This is a genomic window from Hydrogenophaga sp. 2FB (genome assembly GCF_005503365.1).
In the GTDB taxonomy this organism is placed as follows: Bacteria; Pseudomonadota; Gammaproteobacteria; order Burkholderiales; family Burkholderiaceae_C; genus Hydrogenophaga.
On sequence record NZ_SCML01000001.1, the window covers coordinates 32,059 to 48,747 of the forward strand.

General features: G+C 68.0%; 18 protein-coding genes. 17 read left to right on the plus strand and 1 reads right to left on the minus strand.

Translation table 11 applies throughout. The features are described 5' to 3' along the window. The first annotated feature begins 138 nt into the window (after positions 1 to 138). The 17 genes from FFS09_RS00195 (at position 139) to FFS09_RS00275 (ending at position 15,867) form a co-directional block, all read left to right on the plus strand. A complete protein-coding gene (locus FFS09_RS00195) occupies positions 139 to 1,131 on the plus strand; it encodes a Bug family tripartite tricarboxylate transporter substrate binding protein (RefSeq protein WP_137916850.1) in 993 nt (330 codons plus the stop codon). A gap of 61 nt (positions 1,132 to 1,192) precedes the next feature. Beyond that, on the plus strand, positions 1,193 to 1,780 hold the full coding sequence (locus FFS09_RS00200; RefSeq protein WP_137916851.1) for an amino acid synthesis family protein: 588 nt from the start codon (positions 1,193 to 1,195) through the stop codon (positions 1,778 to 1,780). Next, on the plus strand, positions 1,770 to 2,597 hold the full coding sequence (locus FFS09_RS00205) for an alpha/beta fold hydrolase (protein ID WP_137916852.1): 828 nt from the start codon (positions 1,770 to 1,772) through the stop codon (positions 2,595 to 2,597). The genes FFS09_RS00200 and FFS09_RS00205 overlap by 11 nt, the downstream gene beginning before the upstream one ends. A gap of 80 nt (positions 2,598 to 2,677) precedes the next feature. Next, positions 2,678 to 3,358 carry a GntR family transcriptional regulator gene (locus FFS09_RS00210; protein ID WP_502703705.1) on the plus strand — a complete coding sequence of 227 codons (681 nt, stop codon included), beginning with the start codon at positions 2,678 to 2,680 and terminating at the stop codon, positions 3,356 to 3,358. Positions 3,359 to 4,039: 681 nt separating this feature from the next. Then, on the plus strand, positions 4,040 to 4,234 hold the full coding sequence (locus FFS09_RS00215; RefSeq protein WP_137916854.1) for a Flp family type IVb pilin: 195 nt from the start codon (positions 4,040 to 4,042) through the stop codon (positions 4,232 to 4,234). 32 nt (positions 4,235 to 4,266) lie between these two features. After that, a complete protein-coding gene (locus tag FFS09_RS00220; RefSeq protein WP_137916855.1) occupies positions 4,267 to 4,749 on the plus strand; it encodes a prepilin peptidase in 483 nt (160 codons plus the stop codon). A 45-nt stretch (positions 4,750 to 4,794) separates the two neighbouring features. Continuing rightward, positions 4,795 to 5,775 carry a Flp pilus assembly protein CpaB gene (cpaB, locus tag FFS09_RS00225; protein ID WP_137916856.1) on the plus strand — a complete coding sequence of 327 codons (981 nt, stop codon included), beginning with the start codon at positions 4,795 to 4,797 and terminating at the stop codon, positions 5,773 to 5,775. Positions 5,776 to 5,807: 32 nt separating this feature from the next. Next, entirely contained in the window at positions 5,808 to 7,157 is a 1,350-nt protein-coding gene (locus FFS09_RS00230; RefSeq protein WP_137916857.1) for a type II and III secretion system protein family protein, read from the plus strand. A gap of 17 nt (positions 7,158 to 7,174) precedes the next feature. Then, positions 7,175 to 8,467: a P-loop NTPase family protein gene (locus FFS09_RS00235; protein WP_137916858.1), complete on the plus strand. Its 1,293-nt coding sequence runs from the start codon at positions 7,175 to 7,177 to the stop codon at positions 8,465 to 8,467. A 6-nt stretch (positions 8,468 to 8,473) separates the two neighbouring features. Further along, a complete protein-coding gene (locus FFS09_RS00240) occupies positions 8,474 to 9,793 on the plus strand; it encodes a TadA family conjugal transfer-associated ATPase (RefSeq protein WP_137916859.1) in 1,320 nt (439 codons plus the stop codon). Next, complete coding sequence (locus FFS09_RS00245) at positions 9,786 to 10,748, plus strand: type II secretion system F family protein (RefSeq protein WP_137916860.1); 963 nt, start codon at positions 9,786 to 9,788, stop codon at positions 10,746 to 10,748. Before FFS09_RS00240 ends, FFS09_RS00245 begins: the two co-directional genes overlap by 8 nt. A gap of 13 nt (positions 10,749 to 10,761) precedes the next feature. Continuing rightward, positions 10,762 to 11,691, plus strand: coding sequence for a type II secretion system F family protein (locus tag FFS09_RS00250; protein ID WP_137916861.1), 930 nt, complete (start codon positions 10,762 to 10,764; stop codon positions 11,689 to 11,691). Continuing rightward, positions 11,688 to 12,455, plus strand: a complete 768-nt coding sequence (locus FFS09_RS00255) for a tetratricopeptide repeat protein (RefSeq protein WP_137916862.1) — start codon at positions 11,688 to 11,690, stop codon at positions 12,453 to 12,455. The genes FFS09_RS00250 and FFS09_RS00255 overlap by 4 nt, the downstream gene beginning before the upstream one ends. A gap of 28 nt (positions 12,456 to 12,483) precedes the next feature. After that, positions 12,484 to 12,798 carry a DUF3613 domain-containing protein gene (locus FFS09_RS00260; protein ID WP_137916863.1) on the plus strand — a complete coding sequence of 105 codons (315 nt, stop codon included), beginning with the start codon at positions 12,484 to 12,486 and terminating at the stop codon, positions 12,796 to 12,798. 12 nt (positions 12,799 to 12,810) lie between these two features. Further along, positions 12,811 to 13,305, plus strand: coding sequence for a TadE/TadG family type IV pilus assembly protein (locus tag FFS09_RS00265; RefSeq protein ID WP_137916864.1), 495 nt, complete (start codon positions 12,811 to 12,813; stop codon positions 13,303 to 13,305). Next, positions 13,302 to 13,766: a TadE/TadG family type IV pilus assembly protein gene (locus FFS09_RS00270; RefSeq protein ID WP_171019798.1), complete on the plus strand. Its 465-nt coding sequence runs from the start codon at positions 13,302 to 13,304 to the stop codon at positions 13,764 to 13,766. The genes FFS09_RS00265 and FFS09_RS00270 overlap by 4 nt, the downstream gene beginning before the upstream one ends. A gap of 4 nt (positions 13,767 to 13,770) precedes the next feature. After that, entirely contained in the window at positions 13,771 to 15,867 is a 2,097-nt protein-coding gene (locus FFS09_RS00275) for a TadG family pilus assembly protein (RefSeq protein ID WP_137916866.1), read from the plus strand. Between the two features lie 3 nt (positions 15,868 to 15,870). Here the strand turns inward: FFS09_RS00275 and lgt are convergent, their stop codons facing one another. Then, complete coding sequence (lgt, locus tag FFS09_RS00280) at positions 15,871 to 16,674, minus strand: prolipoprotein diacylglyceryl transferase (RefSeq protein WP_137916867.1); 804 nt, start codon at positions 16,672 to 16,674, stop codon at positions 15,871 to 15,873. Positions 16,675 to 16,689 lie beyond the last annotated feature (15 nt).

Consider the following 16,689-nt stretch of genomic DNA (forward strand, 5'->3'; position numbering starts at 1 on the left):
GCGCGGCATCCATCAGGGTGACGTTCCCTCCCGTCATCCGGGCCCGGCGGACGCGCGCCTGGCCGTCCGTCGGATTCGGCTCAGCACTTCTTGTATGTTGGTATACCATCATACTGAATTCAAATGGAGACCCAACCCATGCCTGCCCTGTCCTCCCTGTCGCGCCGCGCCCTGTTGCTCGCACCTGTCGCTGCGGCCCTTCTCACTGCCAGCCCGGCAGTCTTCGCCGCCTACCCCGACAAGCCGATCACGCTGGTCGTGCCGTTTGCGCCCGGTGGCAGCTCGGACATCATTGCGCGCAGCATCGCGCCCCTCCTGTCCGAGAAGCTCGGCCAGCCCGTGGTGATCGAAAACGTTGCCGGCGCCGGCGGCATGCTCGGCACGCAGCGCACTGTGCGGGCCACCCCCGATGGCCACACCGTCCTGCTGGGCTCCGGCTCGGAAATCCTGATCAACAAGCTGATCGACCCCTCCATTTCCTACGACGCCACACGCGATCTCTCGCCCGTGGCCTTCGTCGGCACCGGTCCGATGGTGCTGCTGGGCAAGCCCGGCCTGGACGCCAGGACCGTGCCCGAGTTGCTGAGCCTGGCGCGCGCCAAGCCGGGCTCGCTCAGCTACGGCTCGGCCGGCAACGGCACGCCCATGCACGTCTCGGGCGAGTTGCTCAAGATGCGCGCCAACGTGCAAATGACGCACGTCCCCTACCGCGGCGCCGCGCCCGCGCTGACCGACCTGCTGGGCGGCCAGATCGACCTCGTGGTGTCCACGCTCAGCGCCGCGCAGACCTACATCAAGGCCGGCCGTGTGAAGGCGCTGGCCATCACCGGCGCCGAGCCCTCCGACCTGGCCCCCGGCATCCCCGCCATGGGCAAGCAGCCGGGCCTGGAAGGCTTTGACCTGAACGTGTGGTTCGGCTTGTTCGTGCCCGCCAAAACCCCGGCCGACGTCACGCAGAAGCTGCAGGCCGTGGCCCAGCAGGTGCTGGCCGATCCGGCGCTGCGCAAGAAACTGGCCGAGCAAGGCATCAGCGCTTCGGGCGAGTCGGCCGAGAGCCTGCGCAAGTTCATGGCCACCGAGGTCGAGAAGTACCGCGCCGTGGTCAAGGCCGCCAACATCAAGGCCGAGTGACGCGCCCCTGTCCATCGCATCGACCCCATTCCACCATCCCATCGAGATTGACATCCCCACCATGAACGCACGCGTCCGCAAGATCGTCACCTACACCGAAGAAACCCGCATCGAAGGCGGCAAGGAGGCCGGCCGGCCACTGCAGTTGTTCGGCGCCGCCGCCGTGCTGGCCAACCCCTGGGCCGGTCGTGGCTTCGTCGAAGACCTGCAGCCCGAAATCCGCGCCATCGCGCCGGTGCTGGGCCAGTTGCTCACCGACGCCATGCTGCGCATGGCCGGCTCGGGCGACGCCATCGAGGCCTACGGCAAGGCCGCCGTGGTCGGCACTTCGGGCGAGGTGGAACACGCTTCGGCACTGATCCACACGCTGCACTTCGGCAACTTCTACCGCAAGGCCGTCGGGGCCAAGAGCTACCTGAGCTTCACCAACGTGCGTGGCGGCCCCAACTGCTCGATCGCGATCCCGATGATGCACAAAGACGACGAGGGCATGCGCTCGCACTACCTGACGCTGCAGTTCGCCATCAACGACGCGCCGGCACCGGACGAAATCGTGGTGGCCTTGGGCGCGTCCATCGGTGGGCGTCCGCACCACCGCATCGGCGACCGTTACCAGGACTTGAAGGAACTCGGCAGCAATGACGCTTGAAGTCGCCCCAGCCATCGCCACCGTGCGCGGCTTGACGCCCGACGGCACCGCCTATGCCGACACCGGCGCGGGCGATGCCGTGGTGCTGATCCACGGCGTGGGCATGCAGCAAGGCGTGTGGGCGCCGCAGGTGGCGCACCTCGCTCGCACGCACCGCGTGGTGGTGTATGACATGCTCGGCCACGGCGCGAGCCTCGCGGCCGAGCACGCGCTGGTGCTGAGCGACTACGCGGACCAGTTGCAACGCCTGCTCGATCACCTGGGCATCGCGCAGGCCAGCATCGCGGGGCATTCGATGGGCGCGCTGGTGGCGCTCGAGTTCGCACTCACGCGGCCGGCTCGCACGCGCCGCGTGGCGGCGCTCAACGCCGTCTACCGCCGCACGCCCGAGCAGCGCGCCGCCGTCATGGCCCGCGCGCGGATGCTGCGGCAAGCCGGCGCTCCGGCCTCCGTGGGGCCCACCCTCGAGCGCTGGTTCGGCAACCCGGTGCCACCGACGCTGCAGGCCGCCGCGCGGGAGGTGGGCAGCTACCTGGCCCAGGTGCAGCTGCAGGGCTATGCACAAGCCTATGCGGTGTTCGCCAGCGCCGATGAGGTTCACGCCGCACGCCTGGGCCAACTGCGCATGCCGGCGCTGTTCGCAACGGGTGAGTTCGACGCCAACTCCAGCCCGCAGATGACGCGTGCCATGGCGGCCGAAGTGCCTGGCGCCGTGGCCGACGTGCTGCCCGGCGCGCGCCACATGATGACCGTGACCGACGCCGACGCGGTCAACGCCCACCTCGACCACTGGCTGCAGATGCCGGTGGCGCGCTGAGCACCGACCACCCCTGGCGGGCCCGCGGGCAGGACGTGAAATACTTGTGCCTCGGCAATCTCACCTGAGGCATTTTCATGATCACGTCCCCCGCCGGCTCTCTGAGAGTCGACCGCAGCGCCAAGACCCTGCGCGAGCTGGCGCTCGAAAACATGCGGGATGCCATCTGGAGCGGCCACTTCAAGCCGGGCGAACGGCTGGTGGAACGCCAACTGTGCGAGCAGCTCGGCGTCAGCCGTTCCATCGTGCGCGAAGTGCTGCGGCATCTGGAAACCGAAGGTCTGGTCGAGACCGAATCGCACCAGGGCCCCGTGGTCGCCAGCCTCACGGCCGACCAGGCCGCGCAAATCTATGAGATCCGCGCGCTGCTCGAAGGCCAGGCCGCGCGCCGTTGCGCCAGCCGGGCCACGCCGACGGCCATCGACGAACTGGTCGCGCTCAACGAGAACACGCAACGGGCGTTTCGCCAGAGCGACTTCCACGCGGTGCGCGAACGCACCGGCGCGTTCTACGAAGCGCTGTTCCGCCAGGCCGGCATGGACATGGCCTGGCAGGTGGTGCAGTCGCTCAACGCACGCATCAACCGGCTGCGCGCCATGACCATCAGTTCGAGCGGCCGGCAAGACGAAGCCGCCGCCGAGATGGCCCGCATCATCGACGCGCTCAAGCAGCACGACCCCGACGCCGCGCAAAACGCCTCGGAAGAACACGTGCGCCGCGTCGCGCAAATTGCCGCCGAGCGGCTGCGCGAAGCGGGCTGAGCGCAGCCAGCGGGTTGCAGCAGCGCCCCGCGCCCCCTTCCTTGCCGCCTCTTTGGGCCGCGTGGGCAAAACACATCAATTGCCTGCCCCCTGCACCAGCGCGCTCAGATCCCGTATTGCCTATTTCCCAGCGGAAATCGCCATGCAAGGTCTTAACGGTGGCCACCACAAATTAATGAAGCGTGGGCCTTTGGACCTATATTTCGCCAAAAAGGCAAATCAAATCAATCGGTCAGAATTCAATGACGGCTCCGGCCATTGATCCGCGACAAACCGCACGCCCAGCGGTTTAAAGCAAGTTAATAGATGAAAAAGAGACGTGTATTTCCTTTATTCTGAAAATAACGAGTCGATAGTATTTGCAGGCGAGGACTCTGATCTTTTGATACGTCACACACGAGAAATTCCAGTCAAAACAGGGCAGGCGTTCGATGTAGGGAAACCATGATTCGCTGCGCAGGGATGGCATAACAGCGAACGATCCAGTTAATAGACAGGATAGAAATGGGCGTTGGATTGCAGAAACGACGCAATGACCAGGGTGGTTGCGTTGGACCCGCAAATACAACGAGATCTAATCAACAGGGAGAATGAATACGTTATGGCCCCAACAACCATTTTAAATTCATTCCAAAGTTCTCAGTTTGTTTTCCGTCTGTTCAATTCACCAAGGAGTTCATCATGAAAGCACGCATCACCCAATTCCTGCGCGACGAAGAAGGCGCCACGGCGATCGAATACGGGATCATCGCCGGCCTGATGGCGGTCATCCTGGTGGCCGTTTTCAACGGAGAAACCGGCAGCGTCAAGAGCACGCTGACGGAGATCTTTGCCCACGTGAAGACCGTGGCCACCACCGGCGCAGTCGCTGAGTAAGCGCCGCCCATGTCCGGCCCGAATTGCCCGCCATGAAGCTTGTGTTGCTGCTCTGGTTGCTGATCGCCATCGCTCAGGATGGCCTTCAGCGCCGGGTGCGCAATTCGCTCGTGCTCGCGGGCATCGTGCTGGCCATGGCCGCCGTGGCCCTCGACCTGCAACCCTTCGGATTGGGTTGGCCGCAGGCGTTGCTCGGTGGTGCGGCAGCCTTTGCGGCATTGCTTTGTTTTCATGCCCTCGGCCTCATGGGCGCGGGCGACGTGAAATTCGCGGGTGCTCTGGGCCTGTGGCTGGGTCTGGGGCCGTTGCTGCCGATCTGGGTGGCCGCCAGCCTGCTGGCCGGCCTGCACGGCCTGCTCTGGCTCGCCCTGCACCGCTGGCCGCTGGCCCCGCGCCTGGCGCTGGCGCTCGCGGGACGGCCACGCAGCGACGGAACGGTGTCCCGCCCCATTCCCCTGGCCGCTTACCTCGCGGTGTCCACCATCGGCTTCATGGCCTTGGGCCGCGGAGGCTGAGCACCCGCCACCGCGACACCGATTCACCCCCCACACCACAACACCATGATCCGATTCTCCAAAATCATCGCCGTCGTCCTGGTGTTGCTGGCCTTCCTGTTGAGCGGCTATGCCTGGATGCTCAGCCGCAAGCCCGCTGCGCCCGTGGCCCCACCGCCACCGGTGGCCAAGGTCGCCGCGCCCGAAGCCACCTTCCCCGTGGTGGTCACCACCAAGGCACTGCCCGCGGGCCAGGCGATTGACGCCTCCGCACTGCGGGTGGCGCAGCTCACCATCAACCCCGGCGGCGCGTTCATGAGCGTGTCCGAGGTGGTGGGCCGCGTGCCGGTGTTCGACCTCGGGACCGGTTCGCCGCTGCTGGAAAATCAGCTCGTCTCGGGCCTGTCCATGCGTCTGGAAGCGGGCCAGCGCGCCGTGGCCGTGAAGGTCGACGAGGTCATGGGCGTGGGCAACAGCGTGCGCCCGGGCGATTTCGTCGACGTGTTCTTCGCGCTCAAGGCCGATGGCAAGGACGTGGACCACAGCCAGTCCCGCCTGCTGCTGGCGCGCCAGCGCGTGCTGGCCTTTGGCGCCGCCTCGGTCGACGGCATGCCGGCCAACGGCGAAGGCCGCGCCCAACAGAAACCACAAGGCGCGGCCCACCAGGCCGCACGCACCGCCGTGCTGGCCATTGCGGTGGAAGACGTGAACCGGCTGGCGCTGGGCGACGCCCATGGCCGTCTGCTGCTGGCGCTGCGCCACCCGAACGACACCGCCGCGCCGGACCCGACGCTCTTCGCCGAACTGCAGACCGCCCTGCAGCCGAAGACGGGCAAGCACGGCGCCGCCCTGCTCAGCGGCGTGGACCGTGCGGTGGCCGGCCTCACCACCGAAACCCTCGCCGCTGGCGGCAGCGCGACCCGCGCACGCGGGTCGTCGGTTGCCCCAACGGTGGGCGCCGCTCGCCCGGTGCGCACCGCCGTGGCGGCCGCGGGCCATGAGGTCGAGATCATCCGCGGCGAGCGCCGCGACACCGTGCGCTATTGAGCCCACGCGCCCCAACCCACCAGGTGCACCGCATGTTCAATCCGCCCACCCCGCGTCGTTTCTCCAGCCCCTCGCTGCTGGTCGGCTGGCTGATCGCCAGCACCTGCGCCGGCGCGTCCGCACAGACCAGTGCCCCCGCACCCGCGGCGGCCAGGCAGCTCGTGCTGGCGGTCGGCACGCAACAGGAACTGGTGATCGACAAGGGCGTGGACCGCATCGCCATCGCCAACGAACAGGTCGCCTCGGTCATGGTCACGCGCAAGACCCCTGGCGCCGGGAGCACACCGGCCGCCCGGCTGCTGATCACCGCCAAGGCACCCGGCAGCACCTCCGTTCTGGTGTGGGAGCGCGGCAGCGACGTGGCCACCACCTACACCGTCGACGTGCAGCGCAACACGGCGGTGCTGCAAGGCAATTTCCCGTCCGCCAGCGAGCACCAGGCCGCACGCGACGCCGCGCTGGCCACCCAGCCGGACAAGGTGCCGCTGACCGATCGCTCCGCGCTGAGCGTGAAGAGCCACAGCGTGCAGGTGGAAGTGAAGATCGTGGAATTCAACAAGCGCGTGCTCAAGCAGGCCGGGCTGAACCTCTTCAGCACCGGGCCCAACCGCAACGGTTTCAGCTTCGGCGTGTTCTCACCCAGCTCGCTGCGCACGGCCAGCTTCGGCCGCGACGGCTTGATCACCACCGAAACCACCTCGCCCCTGGCGCAGGCTTTCGGTCTGCTGGCGAGTTTCGGCAGGGCCAACATCGCCCTGCACCTGGGCCTGCTCGAAGGCAACGGCCTGGCCCGCGTGCTGGCCGAGCCCACGCTGGTCGCGCTCTCGGGGCAGAGCGCCAACTTCCTCTCCGGCGGCGAGATCCCGGTGCCGATCGCGCAGGGCCTGGGCACCACCAGCATCGAATACAAGCCCTTCGGCATCGGCCTCACCGTCTCGCCCACCGTGCTGTCCAACCAGCGCATCGTGCTCAAGGTCGCGCCCGAAGCGAGCGAGCTGGACTACGCCAACGCGGTCACGCTCAGCGGCGTCGCGGTGCCGGCGATTTCCACGCGCCGGGCCGACACCACGGTCGAACTTGGCGATGGCGAGAGCTTCGTCATCGGTGGCCTGGTGAGCCGCACCACCACCTCCAGCGTGGACAAGGTGCCCGGCCTGGGCGACATACCGGTGCTGGGCACGGTGTTCAAGCGGCAGGACTTCCAGCAGAACGAGCGCGAACTCGTGATCGTGGTCACGCCGCACCTCGTCAAGCCCTTCGCCCAGGGCACGTCCATGGACAAGGCGCTGCCGGGCCACACCGAACAACGCGACCCGGCCGTCTGGCGCAGCTTCATGGTCGGCAGCGGGGCCGACGAAGCCCTGCCCGGCTTCTCCCGTTGAACCCGGGACCCACCGCCATGACCAGCATGCCCACCCCCCTTCAAGCGACCGTCCAGGGTCACGGCGTCTACCTGTTCGCCTCGGACAGCGGCGAACACGCGGGGTGGCTGAACGCGGCACTGGGTCAGCTCGGCCAGGTGACGACGGTCGCGCTCGACGAGCGCGCCCTGAACGAACACATCCAGGCCACGGCTCCACGCTCGGTGTTTCTCGACTTCTCGGGCACGCAGGCGCTGCACAGCACCCGCCTGGCCACCAGCCTGCGGCGCGACTGGCCCGAGCTGCTGCTGATCGGCACGGGCCACGCCAACGAGGCCAACACCACCCTCTCCGCTCTGCGCGCGGGTGTGGACGATTTCCTCGACCTCGACGGCCCGACCAGCGAAGCCCTGCCGGTGTTGCAGGACCTGATGGCGCGCCGCCAGGGTCAGCGCGCGTCGCCGCAGACCAAGGGCTGCACGGTCGCCTTGCTCGGCGCGCGCGCCGGCCTGGGCGTGAGCACGCTGGCCTGCAACCTCACCGCGCTGCTGCAGGCGCAACGCACGGCCGCGCAGGTCCGCACGCCCGGGCGCGCAGCGCACCGCCAGGGCGTGGCCCTGCTGGACCTGGGCCTGCCCGCGCGCGACAACCTGCTCTACCTCGGCCTCAAGAGCGAATTCAGCTTCGTCGACGGCGTGCAGAACCTCCACCGGCTGGACACCACGCTGCTGCAGACCGCGCTGGCCCAGCACGACTGCGGCGCGGCGGTGCTGCCCCTGCCCGCCAACCTGGCGCAGATCCGCGAGATCTCGCACGTCGAGTCGGTGTCGCTGATCCAGCGCCTGACCGAATTCTTCGACGTGCAGGTCGCCGACCTCGGCGGTTTCAGCTCGGTCGATTTCGTGGCCCATGTCGCGCGCGGCGCCGACAAGATCTGGGTGGTGTGCGACCAGAGCATCGGCGGCATCGTCTCCACCGCGGCGCTGCTGCACGAGTTGCGCGACCACGACGTGAACTTGCAGCAGGTCTCTCTGGTGGTCAACAAGTTCGAACCGTTCGTGAACCTGACCGCGCTGGACATCGCCAACCAGCTCGGCCTGCCGCTGGCGCATGTGCTGCCCGCGCGCGCCAGCGCGCTGCTGGCGGCTTCGTGCCAGGGCCAGTTGCTCGCGCGCACGGCCGCCAAAGACCCGTACGTGACCGCGGTGGGCCAGATGGCGCGCAGCCTGATGCCGCTGATCGACGGCAGTGTGCCGCCCGATGGCGCGGACTTCCCCAACAGAACACCGCGCATGGCGCAAATGCTCAACAAGTGGATTCATCGGAGATAACGCACCATGACGACACACGTCGAGTTTTCCGACAACCAGCAGGCGTTCATGAACTCTTCGGAGTTCCAGTCCGTCAAGACCTTCATCCATGAGCACCTGCTCAACCGCATCGAAGAGCTGGGCGCCGAGTTCGGGCGCTGGTCGCGCAACTCGGTGCAGCAGTTCGTGCACCTCGAATGCGAAACGCAGGTGCGCCAGAACCGCGTGCCGATCAACGCGCGCGAAACGCTGTTGCTGGCCGATGCGCTCACCAAGGAGTTCGCCGGCTTCGGGCCGCTCGAAGATCTGCTGAACGACCCCACCGTCGAGGACATCCTCATCAACGGCTGCAAGCAGGTGTACGTGTCGCGCCGCGGCATGCTTCAGAAGGAGCACCTGAACTTCACCGACAACGAGCACCTGATGCGCATCGTGCGCCGCATCCTCGCGCCCATCGGCCGGCGGCTGGACGAGTCCAACCCCATGGTCGATGCGCGCATGAGCGACGGCGGGCGCATCAACGTGATCATCGAGCCGCTGGTGATCGACGGCCCGGCGGTCTCCATCCGAAAATTCCGCAAGGACCCGCTGAGCCCCGAAGAGCTGTTCGAACTCGGCACCTTCGACCAGGCCATTGGCCATCTGCTGGAAATGGCGGTGCGTTCGCGCTGCAACATCCTCGTGAGCGGCGGCACCAGCTCGGGCAAGACCTCGCTGCTCAACGCGCTGGCCAACTTCGTGCCCGAGTCCGAGCGCGTGGTCACCATCGAAGACACGGCCGAACTCGCGCTCAACCACGCGCACGTGGTGCGGCTGGAGAGCCGCCCCGGCGGCTACGACGGTTCGGGCAACGTGGCCATCCGCGACCTGATGCGCAACACCCTGCGCATGCGGCCCGACCGCATCATCGTGGGCGAAGTGCGCGGGGGCGAAGTGGTGGAAATGCTGCAGGCCATGAACACCGGCCACGACGGCTCCATGGGCACCATCCACGCCAGCTCGCCGCGCGAGTGCCTGTACCGGCTGGAGATGCTCGCGGGCTTCGCCGGCTACCAGGGCAGCGAGGTCAGCCTGCGCCGCCAGATCGCCAACGCGATCGACTTCATCGTGCAGATCGGCCGCCTGCCCAATGGCGCGCGGCGCATCCTCTCGGTGAGCGAGATCACCGGCGTGAACGACAACGTGGTCGCCATGCAGGAGCTGTACCGCCACGAATCGGTGGTGCAGGCCGATGGCAAGGAAACCGATCGCTGGGTCTCCATGGGTGTGCTGCCGCACTCGCCCAAGATCGCGCGCCTGCGCCAGAACCTCAAGAGCCAGCCGTCCCGGGACCCGGTCCATGTCTGAAGCCGCCTTCATCGCCCTGGCCGTGGCGCTGGTGCTCGGCGCGGGCGGCATCCTGCTGTGGGACGGCACGGTGCGCCGCCAGCGGCGCCAGACGGCGCAGCGCCACCTGGCCGGCAAGATCGACGAAAAGATCGACCCCGCGGCCGCCAGCCCCATGCCGCACAACACCTTGCGCTTTCGTGCCCCCGCGCCGTTCGTGCCCCCTGCTCCGTCGACCGCCGCGCGCAAGCCGGCCGTGCGCCTGCCCGGCTGGCTGCTGGGCGCCTTGACGCCCGGCGCCCTGTTCGCTGGCGCGGCCGCCATCGTCTTGTCGGTGGGCCTGACCGCCCTGTTCTCGGGCCTTGTGAGCGCGCTGGGCCTGCTGGTGGTGATGCTGATCGGCGGCGTATTTTTCATCTGGCTGCGGATGCAGCGCATGCGGCGCCAGATCATCCGCCAGTTGCCCGGCTTTCTCGACGTGATCGTGCGCCTGATCGTGATGGGCCACTCCACCCACGCCGCGTTCCAGACCGCCGTGGCCGGCACCAAGCAGCCTTTGCGCAGCCACATGGACAACACCATGGGCCTGGTCAAGGCCGGCGTGGACATCGACCAGGCCTTGCTGCAAGTCGCGCGCAAGGCACACATCGAAGAGTTCTACCTGCTCGCCTCCATCCTGGGCCTGGGCGTGCGCTACGGCGGGCGCTCCGACCTGCTGCTCGAGCGCGTGGCGCACTTCATGCGCGACCACGAGGAAGCCGAACAGGAGCTGGTGGCGATGTCGGCCGAGACGCGGCTCTCGGCCTGGATCCTGGGCCTGCTGCCCCTCGTGATCGGCGGCACCATCGTCACCACCAACGGCGACTATTTCGCCCACATGTGGACCGATGCCGCCGGCCGCATGCTGGTGTTTGGCGCGCTCGGCCTGCAGGCCTTCGGTGGCCTGCTGCTGTACCGGCTGGCCCGGTTGTCCTGATCGGGAGACCACCATGAACAGCACGCAACTCGCCATCCTCGCCCTCGTGCTGCTCGCCCTCGCCATGGCCACGCTCGCGGGCATTCTGCTGCACCGGCACGCGCAGCGCGAGACCACGGCCAAGGTCATCCAGCGCGCCCTGGGCGAACACGCCACGCCCATCGGCGCCCTGCCCGACGAGTTGGCCTTCCTGCGCACCGGCCAATGGTCGGTGCGTTGGCTGGAAAGCCGCTTGGGCCGCGCCCTCGTTGCCGATGAAGACCGCCGGCTCATTCAGCAATGCGGCTTCTCGCCGGCGCGCGCGCAACTGGGCTTGCTGGTCTCGCGCACCGTGCTCGCGGTGGGCCTGCCGGTGCTGGTTCAGGTGTTGTGGGGCGACAAGCCCAACGCGCTGCTGTGGACCGCCGCCGGATTCGCCGTTGGCTTCATGCTGCCCAAGTGGCTGCTCAAGCGCCGCGCGCGTCAGCAATGCGAGCGCGTGGCCCACGAGTTGCCCTTGTTCGTGGACATGCTGGGCTTGCTGCAAAGCGTGGGCCTGAGCCTGGACCAGAGCCTGCAGGTGATCGCCAGCGACTTCCAGCACGTCATGCCGGTGCTCGGCGCCGAAGTGGCGGGCGGCAATCGGCAGTACAGCCAGGGCCGCACGCGCGAGCAGGCCTACCAGCGCATGGCGCGGCTGCACGACAACCAGCACCTGATGGACTTCGTCGCCCTCGTCAACCAGGTCGACAAACATGGCGGCGCGATCCAGGAGCCGATCCGCCAGTTCAGCGAACGCCTGCGCGTGCACCGCAAGGCCGAGATGAAGGCCCTCATCGGCAAGATCACCGTGAAGATGACCGTCGTGATGGTCACCACCCTCCTGCCTGCGCTGGTGATCGTCACCGCGGGCCCCGGCTTCATCGCCATCATCCGCTCCGTCGGGAGCATGACCGGATCATGAACACCACCGCCCGCCTTCACTGCCTTTTCATCGCCGCCAGCGCCCTCGCGCTGGGCGCCTGCACCACCTTGCCCGATGCGGCACAGGCCGAGGCCGCGCAAGCCGCCGCGCGCGAACCCAGCCTGGAGAACCAGCCCACCTACCTGTCGCTGGTGCGCCAGATGCAGGGCAACGGCATGTGGTTCGCCTCGCTTGCGCACATCGACGCGCTGGAGCAGCGCTGGGGCGTCTCGAACGAGACGCGCCTGCTGCGCGCCGACGCCCTGCGCCACACCGACCAGCCCGCGTCCAGCACCGCGCTGTACCAGAAACTGCTCGACACGCCCGAGCGCGCCGCCGCCTACCGAGGACTGGGCCTGCTCGCCGGCGCGGGCCAGGACTACCCGCGCGCCGCCGACATGTTCGAGCGCGCGCGCCAGGTGCTGCCCACCGACGGCGTGCTGCTCAGCGACCTGGGCTATGCCCTGCTGCGCGCGCAGCGCTTCGACGCCGCGCGCCTGCCCGTGCTGCAGGCCGCGCAACTGCTGCCCACCAACCCCAAGGTGCGCAGCAACCTCGCGCTGTACCTCCTCACCCAGGGCCGGGCCGACCAGGCCCGCCAGGTGATGGACGAAGCCCGCTTCAGCGCCACCACGCGCGAGGCCATCGAACAACTGGCGCAAGAGCTTGCGCCGCCACGCCAGACCGTGAGCGGCCTGGCCCTGTCCACCGGCCTGCGGCTGAGCCCGACGCTCACGCCGCCACTGCCGCTGGCCACACCCTGATCACCTGTCACACCACCAAGGACGCACGATGAAAAAAAAGAGCTTCAAGCCCACGCTTCGATGCCTGCTGCCCTGTGCCTCGCTCTGTGCCGCGCTCGCCGCGGGCACACCGCTGTGGGCGCAATCCACCAGCACCCCGCAGGACGCTGCCACCACACCCACCGCAACGCGCGTGGGTGACAGCACCCACAGCCTGTTGCAGCGCCAGCGCGAAGGGCGCGAGGCCTCGGCCACGCCACGCCCCATCGATGGCCGCGTCGCCGAGCTCAACCACCAGCGCTACCTGAAGAGCTTCGAGACGCCGCTGCCCGAGTGGTTCGATTCGAAGCTCAAAAGCAAATAGGGAGCCCCGGCCATGGCACCACGCCGTACCCCTCGCAGCGGCTCGCACCGCCAGCGTGGCGTGTACGCCATTGAGTACGCCATGGCCTTTCTGCTGTTCTTCGGCCTCATCTACGCGATCGTCTGCTACAGCATCGTCTTCACCTTCCGCTTCGGTCTGCAGAACGCGGCCGAAGACGGCGCGCGCGCGGCGCTGCGGCACCAGCCCAACCTGGCCGCGCGGCAACTCAAGGCACAGCAGGTGGCGCAAGCCCGCACCCTGCCATGGAAACCCACGGCCGCCGTGCTCACCATTCCGCTGCCCGCCGTCTGCCACTCCGGCAGCGGCACCTGCCTGCAACCGGCCGGCACCCTGCCCTGCGACACCACCTGGGCCGAGCGTTGCCAGGTCAGCGTCACCGTGCGCCTGAGCGACCTGCACAAGGTGCTGCCACCCTTCTCCGCGTTCGTGCTGCCCGACGAACTGGTGGGCCAGGCCACCGTGTTGCTGGACGGGAGCGCATTGTGAAAGGCCATCAGCGCGGCGTGGCCGCCATCGAATTCGCCTTCGTGCTGCTGGGCCTGCTGCTCGCGCTCTACGGCATCGCCACCTTCGGCATCGTGCTCTACACCCAACAGGCCATGGCACGCGCGGCGGCCGACGGCGCGCGCGCGGTGCAGATGTTTCCCCAACTGCGCACCGCCACCGGCGCCGACCTCGCCACCGCCCGGAGCAACATCGAAACCGTGGTCCGGGATTCCTTGACGGGCTCCATCATCGTGCCCCTGGCGCACAGCGACACGCCGGCCAAGCGCCGCGCCTGGCTCGCGGAGAACATGAACGTCGACGTCGCCGTGCCCAGTACCACGCTCACCGTGACCGTCAGTTTCCCGTACAGCGCGGGCCGCCTGTTGCCCTGGGTGCCCCTGCTCGACACCAGCCGGTGGATGCCCGCCACGCTGACCACCCGCGCCACCGCCGCGCTCTGACCACATGATCGCCTCGCCCGACGCCCTGTTTCGCCGCCCGGCCGCGCGGGGGCGTCAGTCGGGCTCCATCGTCATCAACACCGCCATCGCGCTGAGCCTGATCGTCATCGCGCTGGTCGGCACCGAGCTGGGTTATCTGTTCGTGATGAAGCGTGAGCTGCAGAAAACCGCCGACCTCGCGGCCATCGCGGGCGCCTCCGCGGTGCAGCCGACCGATTGCACCGCCGCCAGCGGCGCCGCGCTCGCCAACGCGGCGCAGAACCTCAGCGGTTTCACGCCGGTGGTGAACTGCGGCCGCTGGGACCCGGCCCAGGGCACGGAGCGCAACTTCACCGCCGGACTGACCGCCTACAACGCGGTGCACGTGCTGATCGAAGGCGCACCGCCGCCGATGCTGGCGTTCTTCCCCGGTGAACGCACCCTGCACGCCGAAGCCGTGGCCGCCGTCTCCGACCCGCTGGCCGCGTTCTCGGTCGGCTCGCGCCTGCTGCGGCTGGAAGCCGGTTCGCTCCTGCCCAACATCCTCAAGACCGTCGGCATCGGCGTGAGCGACACCGACGTGCTGAGCTACCAGGGGTTGGCCAACGCCAGCGTCACGCCGTCCGGGCTGCTCGCCGCGCTCGGCGTGCCGGTGACCACCGACATGGACATCGGCACCCTCAACGAACTCGCGGCGGTGCAGAACCTCACGCTGGGCCAGTTGCTCGGTGCCTCGGTCACGGCCTTGCAGGCGCAAGGGGCCGACACGCAGGCCCAGGTGCAACTGCTGCAACAGCTCACGGGCCAGCTCAAGGTGGACGCGCTGCAGGCGCACATTCCCTTGCTCGGCGACGAGTCCACCAGCGGCGTGCTGGTCGCGACGGGCGATGGGCCATCGGGTCTCGGCGCGAAGGTGAACCTGCTCGACCTCGTGGGCAGCTCGCTCGCCGTGGCCAACGGCAATCACTTCATCGAGATACCCGACCTGGACGTGCTGGGCCTCGTCAGCGCCAAGGTCGCGGTGATCGAGCCGCCTTCGATCGGCATCGGCGGCGTGGGCGCCACCGCGTACACCGGTCAGGTGCGCGTCTACGCCAAGGCGAGCACGCCCACCATCAACCTGGGCCTGGCCTCGCTGGCCGTCGAGATCCCCATCATGATCGACGTGGCCAACGCCAAAGGCACCCTCACCGAGATGTGCGACCCGGCGCAGCGCACCGCCGAAGGTTACGAGCAGGCTACCATCGAGGTGGAGCCGTCCCTGGTGAAGCTGTGCGTGGGCAAACACACCAACGAGGCGAACGTGTTTTCCACCAAGGACAGCTGCGAAAACAACCTGGAGCGGGCCAATCTGCTCAAGCTCAGCCTGCTGGGCGTGGACTTGAACCTCACCACGAAACTGCACGCAGACCTCGGGGCATCGTCAGCCGCGTCCACCACCCTGCCTTCGTGCGAGGACGACCCGCTGCAGTGCATGGACACGGTGCCAAACACGACAGGCCTGGACCTCGGCACCACCTTGCAGGGCCTCACCAGCAGCCTGCTCGACGACGCGCTGGGCAACAAACTGACCACGCCGTCGACCGCACCCGATGCCGCGGCGCTGGCGGCCAAACTGTGGCAATCCACCGCAACGGAACTCTTCGGCACCACCAGTTGCGGCAGCGCCAACTGCCGCAAGCAGGTGCTGGCGGCGGTGGACGCGGACATCAAGCAAGGAGCTGCGGCGCTCAACAACGCGGTCACGGGCATCGGGGGCCTGGTCACCGGGCTGCTCAACACCATCGGCAACCTGCTGGGCGGCATCCTCAGCGGCCTGCTCGGCAACGCGTGCACCGGCGGCTTGCTGTTCGGCTCGGGCACCGACGCGGCGTGCCGCAACGAGATCCAGGGCGTTCTCAGCGGAAACTCCTCGAGCGGCGGCACCACCGTGTCGAACTCGCTGCTGGCCACGCTCGGCCTGTTGCTCGACCCCCTGGTCAATGCGCTGGCGCCCGCCTTGGACAGCATCGGCTCCAGCATCCTCACGCCGCTGCTGGACCTGCTCGGTATCAAGCTCGGCCAGGCCGACGTGAAGCTGCACACCCTCAGTTGCCAGGCGCGTGCGCACCTGGTGTATTGAACGTCAGGCTTTGCGCTGCCCGAACCACCACCACAGGAACGCGCCGCCCAGGATCATCGGCACGCACAGCCACTGGCCCATGCTCATGCCCAGGGAGAGCAGGCCGAGGTAATCATCGGGTTCGCGGAAGAATTCCGCGATGAAGCGGAACACGCCATAGCCCACCAGGAACGCGGCAGACACCTGGCCGCGCGCGCGCTCCTTGCGTGCGTAGAGCCACAGCAACACAAACAACAACAGGCCCTCGAGCAAAAGCTGGTAGATCTGCGACGGGTGGCGCGGAAGATCGCCCGCACCGCGAAACACCATGCCCCAGGGCAGCGAAGGATCGGCCACGCGGCCCCAGAGTTCGCCGTTGATGAAGTTGCCCAGGCGCCCCGCTGCCAGACCCGTGGGCACGCAAGGCGCCACGAAATCCATGACCTGCATGAACGGCCGCCGGCGGCTGCGCGCGTACCAGACCATGGCCAGCATCACGCCGAGCAACCCGCCATGAAAGCTCATGCCGCCCTGCCACACCGCGAAGATCTCCAACGGGTTGGCGAGGTAGTAGGCCGGCTTGTAGAACAGGCAGTAGCCGATGCGTCCGCCCGCCACCACGCCCACCACGCCGAGGAACAGAATGTCCTCCACGTCGCGGCGCGTCCAGGGCGGCTCGGTCACGCTGGCAAATGGCGGGTGGCGCAGGCGCGCGTTGGCCAGCAGCATGAACAAGCCAAACGCCAGCAGATAGGTCAGGCCATACCAGTGAATGGCCAGCGGGCCGATCTGCAGGGCAACGGGGTCGATCTGGGGATGTTGAAGCATGGTTTATTGTGCCTC

Excerpts from the sequence above, each read along its gene's own strand:
- FFS09_RS00195 (WP_137916850.1), top strand. The coding sequence starts at position 139 with ATGCCTGCCCTGTCCTCCCTGTCGCGCCGCGCCCTGTTGCTCGCACCT.
- FFS09_RS00200 (WP_137916851.1), top strand. The coding sequence starts at position 1,193 with ATGAACGCACGCGTCCGCAAGATCGTCACCTACACCGAAGAAACCCGC.
- FFS09_RS00205 (WP_137916852.1), top strand. The coding sequence starts at position 1,770 with ATGACGCTTGAAGTCGCCCCAGCCATCGCCACCGTGCGCGGCTTGACG.
- FFS09_RS00215 (WP_137916854.1), top strand. The coding sequence starts at position 4,040 with ATGAAAGCACGCATCACCCAATTCCTGCGCGACGAAGAAGGCGCCACG.
- FFS09_RS00220 (WP_137916855.1), top strand. The coding sequence starts at position 4,267 with ATGAAGCTTGTGTTGCTGCTCTGGTTGCTGATCGCCATCGCTCAGGAT.
- cpaB (WP_137916856.1), top strand. The coding sequence starts at position 4,795 with ATGATCCGATTCTCCAAAATCATCGCCGTCGTCCTGGTGTTGCTGGCC.
- FFS09_RS00230 (WP_137916857.1), top strand. The coding sequence starts at position 5,808 with ATGTTCAATCCGCCCACCCCGCGTCGTTTCTCCAGCCCCTCGCTGCTG.
- FFS09_RS00235 (WP_137916858.1), top strand. The coding sequence starts at position 7,175 with ATGACCAGCATGCCCACCCCCCTTCAAGCGACCGTCCAGGGTCACGGC.
- FFS09_RS00240 (WP_137916859.1), top strand. The coding sequence starts at position 8,474 with ATGACGACACACGTCGAGTTTTCCGACAACCAGCAGGCGTTCATGAAC.
- FFS09_RS00245 (WP_137916860.1), top strand. The coding sequence starts at position 9,786 with ATGTCTGAAGCCGCCTTCATCGCCCTGGCCGTGGCGCTGGTGCTCGGC.
- FFS09_RS00250 (WP_137916861.1), top strand. The coding sequence starts at position 10,762 with ATGAACAGCACGCAACTCGCCATCCTCGCCCTCGTGCTGCTCGCCCTC.
- FFS09_RS00255 (WP_137916862.1), top strand. The coding sequence starts at position 11,688 with ATGAACACCACCGCCCGCCTTCACTGCCTTTTCATCGCCGCCAGCGCC.
- FFS09_RS00260 (WP_137916863.1), top strand. The coding sequence starts at position 12,484 with ATGAAAAAAAAGAGCTTCAAGCCCACGCTTCGATGCCTGCTGCCCTGT.
- FFS09_RS00265 (WP_137916864.1), top strand. The coding sequence starts at position 12,811 with ATGGCACCACGCCGTACCCCTCGCAGCGGCTCGCACCGCCAGCGTGGC.
- FFS09_RS00275 (WP_137916866.1), top strand. The coding sequence starts at position 13,771 with ATGATCGCCTCGCCCGACGCCCTGTTTCGCCGCCCGGCCGCGCGGGGG.
- lgt (WP_137916867.1), bottom strand. The coding sequence starts at position 16,674 with ATGCTTCAACATCCCCAGATCGACCCCGTTGCCCTGCAGATCGGCCCG.